Below are 15,731 nucleotides of genomic sequence, written 5' to 3' on the forward strand. Positions count from 1 at the left end.
CGCCGGAGGCCGGTCGCGGGCTGACGAGCCCGCCGATGGCCGGTCGCGGGCTCATCAGCCCGGCGCGGCCGGGCCTTCGGTGCGCAGCCACTCGGTCGGCGTGCACCCGGCCATGGCCCGCCACTCCCGGGTCAGGTGCGCCTGGTCGGCGAATCCCGACATGGCGGCCACCGCCGCCAGGCTGACCGTCCCCGTGCGGGCGCCGGCCACCAGCTCGCCACGCGCGGCCTCGAACCGAAGGAGCCGCTGGTACTCCTTCGGCGTCACCCCCAGCGCGGTGCGAACCGTACCGCTCAGGTGACGCCGGGAGCACCCGAGCAGCCGAGCCGCCTCCTGCACCCGGCCGGTCCCGGACAGCGCCGCCAGCGTGGCCCGCAGTTCCCGGCCGCCGGTGGCGTCCTCGTGCCGGGCCCGTCCGGCGAGCAGAGCGCCTTCGACCAGGGCTCGACGTTGCGGCCACGACCGGCAGGCCGCCAGCCGCTCCGGCAGGTACGCCAGTGCCGGAGCCACCTCGGCGAGATCGGCGACCTGCCCGGCCAGCGCCGACGCCGGGATCCCCAGCAGCGCGCGGGCGCCCGGCGGGCTGAGCGTCAGCCACACGCCGCGCGTACCGCCCTGCTGCCTCAACTCGGCCGCGTCCAGGTGCAGCCCGGCGACGACCGCCCGCAGCCGCTCCCGCGAGCCGGGCCGCCCGAGCCACGCGATCTCCATCGAGTCCGCCTCCGGGATCGTGATCGAGATCGTGGAGGAGGGCAGCCCGCGATGCACGCCGACCGGCCCAGGACCGAGCCGGTAGGCGCTCAGGGTCGCCACGAACGGCGTCAGGGCCGCGGACCTCTGATGAGCAGGCATGTGACCAGACTACGCAGCCGGCCCAAACGCGTGTCGTGGGCAGCCATTGGGGAGGCACGCGACCCAAAGCGCGGCGCTTCCGGACGGGCCCGGCATCAGCGAGCCGGGGCGTGGCGGCCGATCACTGGCGAAGCCGGGAACGGTACTCCCCCGGGGCCATGCCCCGGGCCCGCCGGAAGGCACGGCTGAAGGCGTGCGGAGAGGCGTAGCCGACCGCGCCGGAGATCGACTCGACCGGCTCGTCGGTATCGCGGAGCCGGACGGACGCCAGGTCGATGCGCCACTGCGTCACGTACGCGCCCGGCGTCTGCCCGAGAGCGGACCGGAAACGCCTGGACAGCGTCGCCCGGGAGACGCTCGTCGCGGCGGCCAGGGTCTGCGTGGTCCAGGGGTGTTCCGGCCGGGCGTGGACACATGCCAAGGCGTCGCGCACGACCGGATCACGCATCGCGCCCAGCCATGAGCCGGACCGCTCCTCGGGGTGGCGGGCCAGCCAGGCGCGTACGAACTGGACGAGCAGAAGGTCGACGATGCTGTTGATGGCGGCGGTGGTGCCGAGCTGCGGCTGTGCGAGCTCCGCGGCGAGAAGTTCGGCGGTCCTGCTGAGCTGCGCGTTCTGGCGGGCTGTGACGTGCAGCGGCCGGGCGAGGGAGGTGAGCACCGGTGTGCTCACCTCCGTGTCCTGCTCGTAGCGCAGGACGATCACTTCCGTCCGCACCGGCGCCGAACCCAGCCGCAGGGCCCGGCCATCGGCCAAAGCCCGGGCCGCCGCCTCACGGTCGCAGGAACCCAACGTCGCGGCGGCGCCGCCGGACATCCCGTGCGCGGTGCCCGGCGGCACCAGTACGGCGTCTCCGGCCTGCACCTCGATCGATTTCTCGCCCGGAAAGCGGAGCCACATCGTGCCGCGGGCCACCACGTGCAGTGCCGCCCCCAGAGAGGAGTCCAGCCGCACGCCCCAGGTTCCTCCGGCCTTCAGCATGACCCCGAGCGCCCCACGGGCACCGGAAACCCGCAAGACCTCCGCCAGCACATCCATGGGTCCATTCTCGTCCACCGCCGCCGGCGGCCCACTGGCGGGCGACGGCGCAGGTGCCCTCGTGCACAGCATCAGGCCACGTCAAGAACGACCTTTCCGTGCACCTTCCGCGCGAACAGCGCCCGGACGGCGTCGTCCACCTCCTGCCAGTCGCCTCGCAGTCCGACCGGTGCCGAGAGCCTCCCGGCGGCCATGAGGCCCAGCAGGTCCGTCAGGTCCCCGCTGGTCGGCGTCATGTCGCCGAAGGTGACGATGCTGCGGGGCTCGCCGAAGCCGAACAAGGTTCCCGGCGGGAACGTGGTCTCCTGCCCCGAGGAGTAACCGACCAGGTGGATGGTGCCGCCCTCGGCGAGGGAACGCCACGCCTGGGCCACCAACGGCCCGCCGACCGTGTCCAGGACGAGGTCGAACCGGTTCCCGGTCTCGGCCAGGTCGGTCAGGACCTCGTACGCGCCGAGTTCCCGGAGTCCGGCGGCCCGGTCCGGCGAACCGACGAGTGCCGTCACCCGGGCGCCCGCCAGCGCGGCCAGCTGGACGGCGAAGTGCCCCACGCCCCCGCTGGCGCCGGTGACCAGGACATTGCGCGCCAGCAGGGAACGTTTGCGCAGCACGCGGAGTGCGGTGACGCCGGCGATCCCCAGCGCGGCGGCGTCGGCCAGGTCCACGCCCTCGGGGACGGTGCCGAGCGAGGCGGGGCTGACCGCCGCCCGCTCCGCCCACGCGTGGGGAGCCATGCCCACTGCGACGCGCGTACCTTCGGGCGGCCCCGAGCCGTCGGATGCGGCGCGCACCACGACGCCGGCCGCGTCGTGCCCGTGCACGGCGCCGGCCGGCCACTGGTGCACGTAGTTCAGCTCTCCGAAGTTGAGACCGATGTGCCGGATCTCCACCAACGCCTCACCGGCGGACGGTACGGGCTCATCGACCTCGGCGAACCGGATGGGCCCGGCGTCGCCGTGAGCGACCACAAGGGCGCGCATATGGGGTGCTTCCTTCTCTCGTGAATACGCCGGAACACTCGGCGCGGCGGCGGATGAAGTGCCGCCTTCCTGGGACCCTACGCAGGACCGGAACGGCGACCCAGTCCCGCGAGAATCAACAAGTTGACCATCTGTGTCAGCGCGGCTCGGCGAGCTGGGCGAGCAGCTGCCGCTGGACGGCGAATTCGCGCCCCAGGCCCCAGGCTGCGGGCCCGGGGAAGACCCGTACCTCGGGCATCGCGGCCTCTTCCCGGTAGCGGGTCAGCACCGAGATGCGCCGCGTGCCCCACCAGTCCACCGCGATCGCGTCCCCGTATGCCTCGAAGAGGTGGTCGCCCAGCAGGGCGTGCGCTTCGTCCAGTGCCCTCCCGGTTTGCCCGAACGAGGTCGTGCACCGCAGGCCGCCGAGGGTGGGGATGGCCCTCGTCGTGAACCGCCCGCCCTGCTGACCTCCGCTCCGGGTCAGGTCGGAGTACTCCACGATGCCGGTGACGGGGGTGGTGTCGTCGAAGGTCCTGCCGGCGGTGCGGTGGTCGGCGATCGCCGAGCGATAGGCCGCCGCCAGAGCGGAGGCGATGTCCGCGGGAACGGGCACCACGACGGCCTCGTCGATCGACGACGGCGCGGGGGCGTCCTCGACGCGCGCGGGCCGGGGCCGCGTGGGCGCGCTCACCCGCACGTACCGGTACCAGAGCCGGGCCAGCAGGAACCCCTGCTCGAAGTCCACCGACGTGGTACGCACCAGCCGCCCGGCCTCATCCAGGGTCAACCGCGTCGTGGCGGCACAGTCATAGCCGTTGCCGTAGTGGTACCCGTTGGGCGCCACCTCGCCGTTCTGGTCCGCGTCCGGCACGTAGTACGACGCGCCGTCCCGGTGGACGATCTCGCCGTCGAAGGGCTCGCAATAGTTGTCGAGCGCCACCTCACTGCCCCACCACGGCATCTCCACCGGGTGGGTGGTGTACTCGGTGGCCGTGCCGTCCCCGGGCGATGTGCAGGACGAAACCGCTGATCGCCCGAAAGTCCTCCGGTACGGGCGGCGCCGGATCTTCGAGCCAGCCCGCCACGTACGGCCGGGTGTCCGCTCCCCTGTCCTCGCAGAGCTCAGGGGCTTCGGCGTATGCCTCCAACTCCCAGTAGCCGGTCAGATCCTCCATGGCCCAGCTGTCACCTTAACCCGTTCGTGTCCGCTACCGATGATGACAGTAGCGGGCCCGGCCGGGGCCCGGAGTCGCGCGGCGGTCACGTCTGAACCGCCGTGCGCGACCATTGCTGGTTGGTGCCGGTGTTGCACGGATACTGCTTGAGGATCACGCCGTCCGCGGTCGATGCTGCGGGTACGTCCACGCATTTGCCGCTGTGTCGTGCCCGGAGCTGGAAGTAACCGCCGTTGGCGACCATCTGGAATTGCTGGTTGTTGCCGGAGCCGCAGGTGTACTGGATGAGTTCGGCGCCGTCGGCGGTCGAAGCGCTCACCACATCAAGGCACTTTCCGCTGTGGCGGCTGATGATGCGCCAGTAACCGCTGCCGGCGTCCTGGAACTGCCACTGCTGCCACGCGTTCCCGCCGTAGGTGTACTGACCGACGCGCGCACCGTTGTCGGTGTTCGGTTGCTGAACGTCCATGGCCTTGCCGCTGTGCCGCGCGGTTATCGTGTAGGCCGTCGGCGGAGCAGTGGTGTCGCCCCAGGCGTATCGGATGCGATCGGCGCCGGAGGGGTTGCGGACGGCCAGGTTGAGATTGCTGCCGCTGCCGCTCAGGGCGTACATCGAGTAATAGTCGTAACCGAGGTTTTCGGTCGGCTTGCCGCCGAGAGCGGGCCAGTAGGTGCCGCCCATCTGGTTGTCACGCATGACCTGGGCCATGGCGCGGATGTGGCGCACGAAATTGTCGGTGCTGTTCGTGTCGCCGTAGTTGAGGCCGGTGGACATCGGTGCGCCGAACTCGGTCGCGACCGCGCGGGAGGCGCAGTTGCCCAGACGCGTCTGAATGTGGCTTCGGAAGGCGTCATAGGTCATCGCGCCGTAGAAGAAGGCGTAATGGTGGAAGGACAGCAGCGTCGCGTTGAAACGGCTGTCGTTGCAGACGTCCCTCAGGTCCTGGCTGTAGCCGGTGCCGCCGATGAGCACCCGGCCGGGCACCGCGGAGGTGTGATAGCTCAGCCAGTTCGCCGCGACGTCGCGCCACTCCGCCGAGGTGTAGCCGTGCGGCTCGTTCATCGGCTCGAAGTAGACGTTGTTGTTCGAGCCGTACGTGTTGGTGACGCTGGACCACATCGTGTTCCATGCGGCGAGGTTCGTGATCCTTCCGCCGGAGGCGGCGCCGTCCTCCCAATAGGCGAGAATGACCTTGAAGCCACGGGCGGTGGCGGCGTCGATGGCGCCGCGGTAGGCGTTCCACCAATTCGTGTTGGCCACCGTGTGCGTGTTGATGGGCAGCCGGACGGTGTTGACGCCCATGGTGGCTGCCATGTCGTCGTAGAGGGCGTTGGCCTTGGCCCGGACGGTCGCGTTGTTGTCGGACTGGCTCAGGCCCTGCACGACGAGCGTGCCGGTGCTGAAGTTGTCACCCAGCACCGCCCAGTTCATGCCCCGGAACTGGCTGGTGGCGGCATTGGCCGGCGGCGCGGCGACGACGAGGCTCGCCGTCGCGGCGAGCGCCGCCACGATCAGGAGGATCAGCGACGGTCCCGATGAGCGACCGTCAGACGCCTTGTTCGGTGTCATGACATTCCCATCACTGGATCTGGAACGCTTGTTAGCGCTAACAAAGATCTGCCGTGAGCCGCGCGCGCGACGCTTGAGGTGCCTTGCCGCAGAGTGTTTACGTAACCATGGACCTTGTCAAGAGCTGGCCGAGAGGAGGGGGAATGCGCTTTCCGTGAGCTTGAGCAGGGGCCCGATCGGTGGTCGTGCCGGTCGTCGGAAGACGTCCAGTACAGTGGAGACGCCCGTACACGGAGCAGGCAGGGTTTATGCACACAACAGAACGACCGGTTGCCCGTATCGAGAGTGCGAGCAACTTCTTGATAGCGTCGTCGCCCTTACCGGATGATGGCCTGATCAGGGACTTCTGCGGGTCCGTGATAACTCTGGATGACTTTGTCTCCGGCTCGCCCGACCTGGAGCGGAAAACCGTTTACCTGTGTGGCGACATATCGAGGTTCGGCGGCCACCGGTTCGATACGGCGGCGCGGGTGTTCGTTGTCCGGGAACTTTCGCACGGTTACGGCGAATCCTGGAGGGTCGTCGACCTCGGGCAGGTGCCCACCCGCGTACATGGCGTCGGCGTGTACTACCGGCGCTTTTTCGGCCTCGACTCGGATCACTTCAGCCGGATCTGTTCGGAGCACGCCTTCCAGTCCCTCACGGAGTCCACCAAGACCGGCACAGCCCATCGAACGGGAATCTATCTGACCCCCGTTACCCGGGACGGCGACGAACTGCACTTCCGCCTGCTCCGGTGCTCCACTAACCTCTCGGGGCCGACCGACAACTTCTCCGCGACCGACTCGCGGATCGTCGAGGCCCTGAACCGCGAGGCCACCTTTGTATTCCGGGACCAGGCTCCGCTGAATCATGTACTCGCGCAGGTCTACCGCAACACCCCGGCCACCGCTGAGCGCAAGCAGTCCAAGGCCAAGATTTCGGCCCACGCCGACAAGACCAAGGACATGCCCGTCAACGGCATCATGGCCTTCTGCACCTTCTATGACCGCCTCGACAAACTGCGTCCCCTGGCCGAGGACGCCTTCGACCACGCTCTGAACGGTGTCAGCGGGCTGACGAAGCTCCATTTCCGCCTCAAGGAGCCGTCCCAAGGACACGCCGAGAACGCGCTCCCCCAGCAGTTCACCATCACCCTGTATCCCGGCTCCGTGTTCTTCATGCCGCTGTCCACCAACCGGCTGTACACGCACGAAATCCGGCCGTCGACGCTTGACTCCGGACTGCTCCCGATCAGGCTGGGCTACGTGGTCCGCTGTTCGAGCGCCGAAGCCGTTCACAAGGACGGCCAGACGTTCCTCAAGACGGCCGGAAGTCTGGCGAAGCTGGAACCGCCCACGCCCGAGGGCATGAACGAGCTGCGCAAGTTGTACGCCGAGGAAAACAGGAGCCGGGCTTTCATCGATTACGGTGACGAGTTCCTCTTCAGCATGAACTCGGGAGACTATCTTGCTCCCCGGGCCTAGGATGCTGGACGAGATACGCTCCTACGCCTTGCCCGGCGAACGGAATCTCTTCGAGGAGCTGTTCGCATCGGTCCGGTTCGAGGACATGGGAAAGGGCAGGGCGGGGACCGTCCTGGTCAAGGTTGACGAGACGGGTGGCATACCTCTCGTACGCACAACCACCCGATACGGCGCTCCTGCGCAACGTTTCCAGGCGGTGCACGAGCGACTGGCACAGCAGATCCAAGAACGCGCGGCGCTCACCGTCGGCTTCAACAACGCTCTTGTCGAGGCGTACACGAACGCCTACGCGACCATGGGCAGCCATTCCGACCAGGCTCTCGATCTGGCGGAACAGTCGTTCATCGCCGTGTACTCCTGCTACGAGAATCCCGATGTGAACCCAACGAGGAAGCTGATCGTCGAATCGAAGGAGCCCGGCGGCGGGAAGGTCGACATCCCCTTGACGCACAACAGCGCCGTCGTGTTCTCCGTTGACACGAACCGGCGGCACAAGCACAAGATCGTGCTGGACAGAAGCTCCCAGCCGGCTGAGAACCGCTGGTTGGGCGTGACCTTCCGAACGTCGAAGACCTTCGTGCGGTTTCGCGACGAGCAGACCTACTTCCCGGGCGGCGCACGGCTTACCTCGGCCGACGACGAGCAGCGGCGAGAGTTCTACCAGCTGCGCCGCCGCGAGAACAAGGAAACAGACTTCACCTATCCCGTGCTCACGTACACCATCAGCGACAGCGACCTGATGCCGCCCGTCTGATGCGTCAGGAGATGGAACGGAGCCGGCCGTGGGACTGGCGCTGAAGCTGGTCGACGACCTCGGCCGTCTGGTCGTCGGCCGGGAGGAAGACGACGAGTTGCTGAGCCTCCGCCGGTAGTTCGAGCGTCTCGCGGCGCAGCCGCAGCTGGTGCCCGGCCGGGTGGTTGAGCCGCAGGATGCCGCGCCGCGGCACCACATGACGCTTCAGGCGGTGGGTGAACTCGGACCCGGCGATGGGCGAGAGTTCGCCGGTCAGCCACTCCAGATTCTCCAGCGACGGCGCCTGCCACAGGTCGAACGTCTGCTCGTCGGCGACGTCGTCCCAGTCGACGAAGAACGCACGCGCGCGGGGGTCGGTGAAGACGTAGCGGTTGAGGTTGGGGTGGGCGGGGTCGAGCAGCCCGGTCCCGCCGGTGACCAGCCGGAAGCTGCTGGTGTGGGCGAGGACGTCGCCCAGCCGGTTGGCCACGATGGCGATGCCGGGCTCAAGCAGGCGCAGGGTGTCCAGGACGGTCGGCCGTACCCGCCGCGACGGCGGCACGGGGCGGATGTGCACGGCGCACTCGTCGCCGGTGATCTTCGCGAGGTAGCGCAGGTGGTTGCGCTCGGAGTGGTCGAGGCGCAGCGCGTCGGCGAGGGCGTTGACGACCGTCGGCGAGGGATTGCGGTCGCGGCCCTGCTCGATCCTGGTCAGGTATTCGACGCTGATGTCGGCCCACGAGGCGAGGTCCTGCCGGCGCAGGCCCGGTGAGCGGCGGCGGCCACGGTCCGGCAGCCCGAGAGACTGCGGCTGGATGCTGTCGCGCTTGGCGCGGATGAAGTCCCCCAGTGGTGTCCCCACGCCGCCAGAATACCGGCCCACCGCGACGCGGACCGAGGGCACCACCGCCGTTATTGGCCCGCCGACCGTCCGCCGCAATACCAGCCGAGGACACCACCACCGACCATCCGCCGTAATGCAGGACGAGGGCACCACCGCCAACCGTCCGCCGTAGTTCAGGACGAGGACGCCGCCGCCGAAATGCCGGCGGTTCGCTGTGGCTTGGCGCGGAGGGTGGCCCTGTGGGGGCTAGCCTGGGGTACGGCCTGGCTGCCGGGCGCTGTACGCCTTGATCGTGGTACCCATGGACAACACTTTGACGCGTCGTTCGGGTCAGGCATTGCTCATCTGGGGACTGCTGGTGGTGGCGGCGAACCTGCGGGCGAGCCTGACCGGCGTCGGGCCGTTGCTGGATCGTGTACAGGCCGATCTGGGGCTGGCCCCGGCCGTGGCGGGACTGCTGAACACCCTGCCCCTGCTGGCGTTCGCCGCGGTGTCCCCGCTGGTGCCCCGGCTGGCCGCGCGATGGGGGGCCGACCAGCTCCTCGGCGGCGCGCTCGTGGTGCTGACGCTGGGCATCGCGCTGCGGTGGGTGCCGACGGCGGCCGGCCTGTTCGCGGGAACGGTGCTGATCGGTGCGGGCATCGCCGTGGGCAACGTGCTGCTCCCGAGCCTCATCAAGCGTGACTTCCCCACCAAGGTCGGGCTGCTGACCAGCGCGTACGCCACGGTGATGGGCGGAGTCGCCGCGGTGGCGTCCGGGGTGGCGGTGCCGATCAGCGAGATCGCCCCCGGCGGCTGGTACACCGCCCTGGGCTGCTGGGTGCTGGCCGCGCTGGTGGCGCTGCTGCTGTGGCTTCCCCAGATGCGGGCGCCGCGGCAGGCCGCGCAGGCGATGCGCCGGCACGGGCTGCCGTGGGGGTCGGGGCTGGCGTGGGCGGTCACCGCGTTCATGGGGCTGCAGTCGCTGGGCTTCTACGTCGTCGTGACGTGGCTGCCCCAGGTCTTCCAGGACAACGGCATGAGCCCGGCCGCGGCGGGATGGCTGCTGTTCCTGTTCCAGGCGGTGGCGGTGGTGACCAGCCTGGCGGTGCCCGGTGCGATGCGGTGGGCGCGTGACCAGCGCGCGCTGGCGACGATCTGTTCGGCGGTCATGCTCGCGGGTTACCTCGGGCTCTTCGTGGCGCCGGGCCTGGCGCTGGTGTGGAGCATCGTTCTCGGGCTGGGCGGCGGAGCCTGCCTCGTGCTCGCGCTGGCCTTCATGAGCCTGCGCGCCCAGGACCCGAGCGTGGCGGGCTCGTTGTCGGCGATGGCGCAGTCGGTCGGTTACCTGCTGGCCGCCGTGGGGCCGGTGGTCTTCGGGCTGCTGCACACGATGAGCTCCGGCTGGCAGGTGCCGATCTTGCTGATGTGCGTGGCGGCGGCCGGGCAGACGATCGTCGCGATGGTGGCCGGGGCGGGCACGGTGCGCTCCGGCGACAGCCAGACGCCCGATCGCGTGCCCGCTCCCGGGCACTGATCCCATCCGTTCGCCCAGACGGGTGCCCGTCCCCGCACTCCCCCTGCCGTGCCGGGCGATTGCCCCGGTACGGCCGCCGCCGCTGTTGTCCCGCGTCGAACGTTCCGGCCGCCAATGGCGCCGGCCCTGTGCGTTTGAGCCCGTCGGCGGCGGCGGCCATCGCGAAGGCAGAAGCCCACCGGAAAAGTCAGAGCGCAAGAAGCGAGCGCCACGGGGATGCCGGCGCACAAGGGAATCCCGGACGCCACGGGGACGCCGGCGCGGAAGAGAATTCCGGACGCCGCGGGGAGACAAGCGCTGAACGAAAAGTCAGCGTCGGGGGAGAACAATGATACCGATCGCCATCGACCGGAAGTCGCGGCTGCCCATGACCGCGCAGATCCAGAAGGCCATCCGCGGCCGGATCCTGGACGGCACCCTGCACCCGGGCGTCCGGTTACCGTCGAGCCGCGACCTCGCCGGAGACCTCGGGGTCTCGCGCAGCGTCGTGGTCCAGGCCTACGCACAGCTGATCGCCGAAGGCTACCTTCGCGCCGCCCAGGGGTCGGGCACCAGGGTGGCGACCCATCTGCCTCGCCAGGGGCGGGCGGCGGCCGAGCCGGCCAGAAGCGCGCAGGCCCGTTTCGACCTGCGGGTGGACGCGACGAGCACGGTGTTCTTCCCCTCGCGCGAATGGCTGCAGGCCTATGAGCACGTGGGCCGCTCCATCGGCGAGCCCGGCCCGCGGCGGCACCCCCTCGGCGTCCCGGAGTTGCGCCGCGAGCTCGCCGCCTACCTGGGCCGTTCGCGGGGCGTACGGGCGAGCGCCGCGGAGGTGGCCGTCACCGCGGACTTCGACCACACCGTCGGCGTGGTGTGCCGCGTCCTGCGCGAACTGGGGGACGACCACATCGCCGTGGAGAACCCGGGCGCGCCCTGGCAGGCCGCGCTCGCCAGGCACGCCGGCCTGACGGTGACCGGCGTGCCGGTGAACGCCGAGGGCATCGACGTGGACGCGCTCGAACGGTCCGGGGCGCGCGCCGTGCTGGTCACACCGGTCTCGCAGCTGCCGACCGGGGTCGTGCTGTCGCCGAGGCGGCGGGAGGCGCTGCTGCGCTGGGCCGCCGACGTGGACGGCTGGGTGATCGAGTACGACCGGGACGGTCATCTGTGGCTGGGCGCCGGCAGCGGCCCGCTCGCCCTGCAACGGCACCGCAAGGACCGGGTGATCTACGTCGGGGCGACCGGGGCCCTGCTCGGCCCGTGCGTGCAGGTCGGCTGGGCGGTGGCGCCGGAGCAGGTGACGGAACGGCTCGGCCGGATGCAGTTGGGCGCCCCGGACCCGCTCACCCAGCTGACGTTCGCCCGTTTCATCTCCTCGGGCGTGCTGGACCAGCACGTACGGCACGTCCGGCACGTCTTCAGAGCCCGGCGCTCCGCGTTGCGCGAGGCCGTCGAGCGGCACCTGCCGGGCGCCAGGATGACCGGCGCACCCGCCGGCACCCACGCTTACGTACAGGTGCCGAACGGGGTGGACGACGTGCGGCTGACCGCGGTCGCGCGGGCGCGGTCGGTGCTCGTGCATCCGGGCACCCATTTCCGGCTCGGCCGCCGCCCGTCCGCGCCCGGAGTGGTGATCGGCTACGGTGCGGTACGCAGCGGCCTGCTCCCCGAGGCCGTCGGCGTCCTCGCCGACGCCATGCGCCAGATCACCGGCCTGCTCGCGTCCTGACGGTCGTCCGGCGGCCTGTACGGCGTCCGGCCCGGACTCGCCCGCCGACCGGCCAGCCAGCCGACGCGGAACGGGCCGCGCCGCCCACCGGCCGACCGTAATGGAACGGGCCGCGCCGCCCGTCTCCGCGACCGAAGCGGAACGGGGCCGCGCTGTCCCGTTGGCGCGCGCCCGTTCCGCGTCCATATTGCGTTCCGCTTCCCGCAACTTCACGTTGCCGCTATATTCCCCATAGCGGCGTGACTCATTTCACATTCATCCAGTAACGCCGGGCACTTTTCGCCTCGTCAAGTGCAGTCAGGAACAATTCGGCGTTAGTCAGCCATACCAGTTGATGGCTGAATGGCCGGACCACTCGGGCAATTCATTGCGTCCCGGCGTGACCCCATGGTGATCTGCTATGCGTGACGAATTCCGAATTACTCCTCTCCTGGCGTGACGCGCCCGCGACCCACCAGCCGGAGTGGCCGGACCGGAGGCGGCAGTGAGAACCGTAGGGATCGTGGGTACCGGCGTCATCGGCGCCTGCGTGGCTTTCGCCCTGGCGCGACGCGGTGTGCGGGTGCACTGTGTGGAGCGTGCGCGGCCCGGCGGCCTGACCACGGACGTCAGCTTCTCCCGGTTGAGCGCCTACCAGCAGCCGACCTACCCACGGTTCGAGCTGAGCCACACCGGAATGATCGAGCACGTACGTTTCGCCCGGCAGTTCGACAACGCCCCCTGGTGGTTCCCCACCGGAAGCCTGGCGTGGAGCGACGCCGGCGGCGCGGGCGGCGCCGGCACCGATGAGTCGTTCGCGCAGGTCGTCGATCGGCTCACGTCCTGGGGTTATCGTGCGCTCTGGTGCGACGCGGCCCGGGTGAACAGGGAGTGGGAGCCGCGCATCGCCTTCCCGCACGATCAGGGGCCGATCGTGCGCTTCCCCGACGAGGGCTGGATCGACGGGCCGAAACTGGTCTCCGCGCTGATCGCGAACGCGCAGCGGTCCGGCGCCCTGACGTTGTGGAACAGCGCGGTCGAGGACATCGAGGTGGACGGCGACCGGGTCGTGGCGCTCCGGCTGGCAAGCCGGGACCGCATCGAGGTGGACGCCGTCGTCAACGCCGCCGGCCCGGAGGCCGTCACGGTGGCCGCCAAGCTCGGGGCTCCCATGCTCGGCGCGGTCGCCTCGCGCAGCAGCCTCGTGATCGACCTCGCGGCCGACGGCGATCCGGTACGACACGTGCTGCGCGGTGCGGAGGCGCACGTCAGGTCGGCGGGCCGGGGCCGCGTACGGGTGCGCTCCGACCAGGTTGACGCGGTCCTCCCGGCCGATCACCGGCCGGAGCCCGGCGACGAGATCGTCAAGGACCTGCTGGAACGGGCCCACCGCACGGTCCCGGCGCTGGCCTCGGCCGTCGTCGAGCGGATCCGGCTGGGCACCGCGGTGTTCCCGGCGGACGGCTTTCCCAGCGTCGGCGCGCTGCCCGGCGTCTCCGGCTACTACGAGGCCTTCGCCAACAGCGGCATCACCCTGGCCCCGTTCATCGGACGGACCCTGGCCACACAGATCGTCACAGGGGAGGTCCATCCCCTGCTGACCCGCTGCTCGCCCGATCGTCTACGGGCGACGTCGTAAGGATTCCCACACAACCAGACACACCATCGTGTACGTCAATTGGGGGACAGGTGTCGGCATACCCAGAACTCAGAGAACTCATCACGACGTTCATCTCCGAGGAGCCCTCGGAAATCCGGCAAATGCGCACCGGGACGCTGCCCGACCTGCCCGGGTCATACGATCAGTACTTCACCGCGTGGGATTTCGCGAACAGCATCGTCCGCGACTATTCCATGAATGTCTACCAACTGCTGAGAATGGCGACGGACGAGAGCCTGACCGTCGAGAACGTGCTCACCGTCTTCCGCACGCTGGATCCCATTTACAGCACCTTTCTCGGCTACAACGGCTTCCCGATGCTGGCGGACTACGCGGCCCGCGTCGCCGAGCCCACCGACGACCGCCGGGAGCTGGTGGACAGGCTGGCCACGTTCACCGAGTACGTGAACCGGCTGACGGCCTGGTCGCACCACTATTTCCCGTGGCACATCGGCGACCGCTACCGCTACACCCCCGCCGACGTCACGACGCGGCCGGAGTACCGGCCCGAGCCGGTCGCCGTCGAGGAGGACCCGCTGCGCCGCATCCCCATCAGGCTCACGTGGCAACCACTGGGCGTGGAGGTCGAGGCCGAGCTGGCCTACGACCTCAACGAGCAGCTCTGCGTGGACTTCGCCAAGTCGTTGCCGTTCACGGTGCTGCAGGACCACGCGGTCGTCAGCGGTGAGTCCATGTACGCCTGGGCGCCGCTGGTGAGCGTGGCGCCCACGCCGGTGCGCGAGCGCATCTGCGACGCGCCGGTCGGCAGGCTCCGGTTCAGCCAGGCGACGGGCAACAAGCTCATCGTCCAGTACGGGCCGACCTCGGAGACGCTCAGCAGCCCGCTCCTGGGCAAGGTGATCGACGCGCACACCGACCGGCTTCCCGGGGTCGGAAGGGCCGTGTGGGAGAGCACGTACCGCACGAAGGAACACATCTGGCTCACGGCGGAACTGCTCTGATGACCTCCACGTACCAGGAAGAAAAGACGAGGACATGACCACCACATCGAGCAAGCCGACCAGGGAGCTGCTCTTTCCCGAGCTGAGCGACTCGATCGAGGCGCGGATCGCCTGGTTCCAGCGGATGCAGCGCGAGGAGCCGTTACGCTTCCGCCCCGACCACAACCTGTGGGAGGTCTTCCGGTACGCCGACGTCCAGCAGGTGCTCAAGGATCCCGACACCTTCTCGGTGACCAACAAGACCCACATGGGCCTGCCGTTCTCCTTCGGCCGGGCGGACATTCCCGAGCATCGTTTCCTGCGCGGCTTCGTCGCGCGGACCTTCGTGCCGGGCAGGATCGAGAGCCGCGCGCCGGAATTCACCGCGATGGTCGACTCGCTGCTCTCGGACGCCCGGTCCTCCGGCAGGATGGAGATCCTCGGGGACCTGTGCTATCCGCTCATGGAACGCGTCGTCGCGGACATGTTCGGACTGCGCATCACCGGCCCCGGCCGGTTCCGTGAATGGTCCGACCAGATGTTCGGCCAGCTGATCGGGGTCCGCTCGCCGGACCACGCCGACGTGGTCGCCCTGTTCACCGAGCAGCTGAACGCGCGCAAGCGCGACCCGGGCGACGATCTGATGAGCACGCTGCTGGCGGAGCGCGGCAAGGACGGGCGGCTGGCGGAGGAGAAGATCGTCCACATGTGCCTGGATCTGGCGACCGCGGGCAACGCGCCGCTCTCGCTGATGCTGGCCTACGCCTTCGCGCGTTTCTGCCTGGATCCGGAGCTCCACCAGACGTTGCGGCGCGATCCCTCGCTGATCCCGGGGGCCATCGAGGAGATCCTGCGCTTCGACTTCTCGTGGTTCAACCTGTGGCGCACGGCCCGGCACGACACCGTGCTCGGCGGGCGCGAGATCAAGGCGGGCCAGTACGTGGTGGTGTGGGACTCCTCGGCCAACTTCGACGAGGAGCATTTCCCTGACGCGGCACGTTTCGACATCAGGCGCTCCCCGAACCCGCATCTGACCTTCGGGCAGGGCATGTACATCTGCCTCGGCCTGCCCCTGGTGCGGACGCTGGGTCGCATCGTGCTGGAGCGGCTGGTCGCCTCCTTCGCCGACATCCGTTTCGACGCGGACCGGCCGATGCGGTCCCTGGACCAGATGAAGGACTACATCGTGTCCCTGGACGTGCTCCTGACGCCGTCGCACGCGACCGTCCCCTGACCTCCTCCGCGGGGCCGCCGCGGAGGAGGTGACCACCGTTCACCTCCTC

At 69.6% G+C, this 15,731-nt stretch carries 14 protein-coding genes; 7 read left to right on the forward strand and 7 right to left on the reverse strand.

The window, feature by feature from the left end; translation table 11 throughout:
* Positions 1–54: 54 nt before the first annotated feature.
* The 6 genes from AB0I81_RS33440 to AB0I81_RS33465 form a co-directional block, all read right to left on the reverse strand.
* Complete coding sequence (locus AB0I81_RS33440; RefSeq protein ID WP_360664773.1) at positions 55–852, reverse strand: helix-turn-helix domain-containing protein; 798 nt, start codon at positions 850–852, stop codon at positions 55–57.
* Positions 853–973: 121 nt separating this feature from the next.
* Positions 974–1,891, reverse strand: coding sequence for an AraC family transcriptional regulator (locus AB0I81_RS33445; RefSeq protein ID WP_360664776.1), 918 nt, complete (start codon positions 1,889–1,891; stop codon positions 974–976).
* A gap of 71 nt (positions 1,892–1,962) precedes the next feature.
* Positions 1,963–2,871: a zinc-binding dehydrogenase gene (locus tag AB0I81_RS33450; protein WP_360664779.1), complete on the reverse strand. Its 909-nt coding sequence runs from the start codon at positions 2,869–2,871 to the stop codon at positions 1,963–1,965.
* A gap of 136 nt (positions 2,872–3,007) precedes the next feature.
* Entirely contained in the window at positions 3,008–3,820 is an 813-nt protein-coding gene (locus AB0I81_RS33455; protein ID WP_360664782.1) for a hypothetical protein, read from the reverse strand.
* The gene (locus tag AB0I81_RS33460; RefSeq protein WP_360664784.1) at positions 3,795–4,028 is read right to left on the reverse strand and encodes a hypothetical protein; all 234 of its coding nucleotides are present in this window, start codon (positions 4,026–4,028) and stop codon (positions 3,795–3,797) included. Before AB0I81_RS33460 ends, AB0I81_RS33455 begins: the two co-directional genes overlap by 26 nt.
* A gap of 85 nt (positions 4,029–4,113) precedes the next feature.
* Positions 4,114–5,538 (reverse strand): RICIN domain-containing protein, encoded by a 1,425-nt coding sequence (locus tag AB0I81_RS33465; protein WP_360664787.1) that lies wholly within the window; start codon positions 5,536–5,538, stop codon positions 4,114–4,116.
* A 416-nt stretch (positions 5,539–5,954) separates the two neighbouring features.
* On the opposite strand from AB0I81_RS33465, the gene AB0I81_RS33470 reads away from it, so the two are divergent.
* Together AB0I81_RS33470 and AB0I81_RS33475 are read left to right on the forward strand one after the other, a co-directional pair.
* The gene (locus AB0I81_RS33470; RefSeq protein ID WP_360664790.1) at positions 5,955–7,064 is read left to right on the forward strand and encodes a hypothetical protein; all 1,110 of its coding nucleotides are present in this window, start codon (positions 5,955–5,957) and stop codon (positions 7,062–7,064) included.
* A gap of 28 nt (positions 7,065–7,092) precedes the next feature.
* On the forward strand, positions 7,093–7,818 hold the full coding sequence (locus tag AB0I81_RS33475) for an alpha-ketoglutarate-dependent dioxygenase AlkB (RefSeq protein ID WP_360664793.1): 726 nt from the start codon (positions 7,093–7,095) through the stop codon (positions 7,816–7,818).
* A 4-nt stretch (positions 7,819–7,822) separates the two neighbouring features.
* Here the strand turns inward: AB0I81_RS33475 and AB0I81_RS33480 are convergent, their stop codons facing one another.
* Complete coding sequence (locus AB0I81_RS33480; RefSeq protein ID WP_360664796.1) at positions 7,823–8,659, reverse strand: helix-turn-helix transcriptional regulator; 837 nt, start codon at positions 8,657–8,659, stop codon at positions 7,823–7,825.
* Positions 8,660–8,942: 283 nt separating this feature from the next.
* On the opposite strand from AB0I81_RS33480, the gene AB0I81_RS33485 reads away from it, so the two are divergent.
* From AB0I81_RS33485 to AB0I81_RS33505, 5 genes are all read left to right on the forward strand, one after another.
* A complete protein-coding gene (locus tag AB0I81_RS33485) occupies positions 8,943–10,157 on the forward strand; it encodes an MFS transporter (protein ID WP_360664799.1) in 1,215 nt (404 codons plus the stop codon).
* Positions 10,158–10,485: 328 nt separating this feature from the next.
* A complete protein-coding gene (locus AB0I81_RS33490) occupies positions 10,486–11,868 on the forward strand; it encodes a PLP-dependent aminotransferase family protein (protein WP_360664802.1) in 1,383 nt (460 codons plus the stop codon).
* Between the two features lie 484 nt (positions 11,869–12,352).
* The gene (locus tag AB0I81_RS33495; protein WP_360664805.1) at positions 12,353–13,486 is read left to right on the forward strand and encodes an FAD-binding oxidoreductase; all 1,134 of its coding nucleotides are present in this window, start codon (positions 12,353–12,355) and stop codon (positions 13,484–13,486) included.
* 50 nt (positions 13,487–13,536) lie between these two features.
* Entirely contained in the window at positions 13,537–14,469 is a 933-nt protein-coding gene (locus AB0I81_RS33500) for a hypothetical protein (RefSeq protein ID WP_360664808.1), read from the forward strand.
* A gap of 34 nt (positions 14,470–14,503) precedes the next feature.
* The gene (locus AB0I81_RS33505; protein WP_360664810.1) at positions 14,504–15,682 is read left to right on the forward strand and encodes a cytochrome P450; all 1,179 of its coding nucleotides are present in this window, start codon (positions 14,504–14,506) and stop codon (positions 15,680–15,682) included.
* The last annotated feature ends 49 nt before the right edge of the window (positions 15,683–15,731 follow it).

The sequence above is a fragment of the Nonomuraea sp. NPDC050404 genome (assembly GCF_040655495.1).
GTDB lineage: Bacteria > Actinomycetota > Actinomycetes > Streptosporangiales > Streptosporangiaceae > Nonomuraea.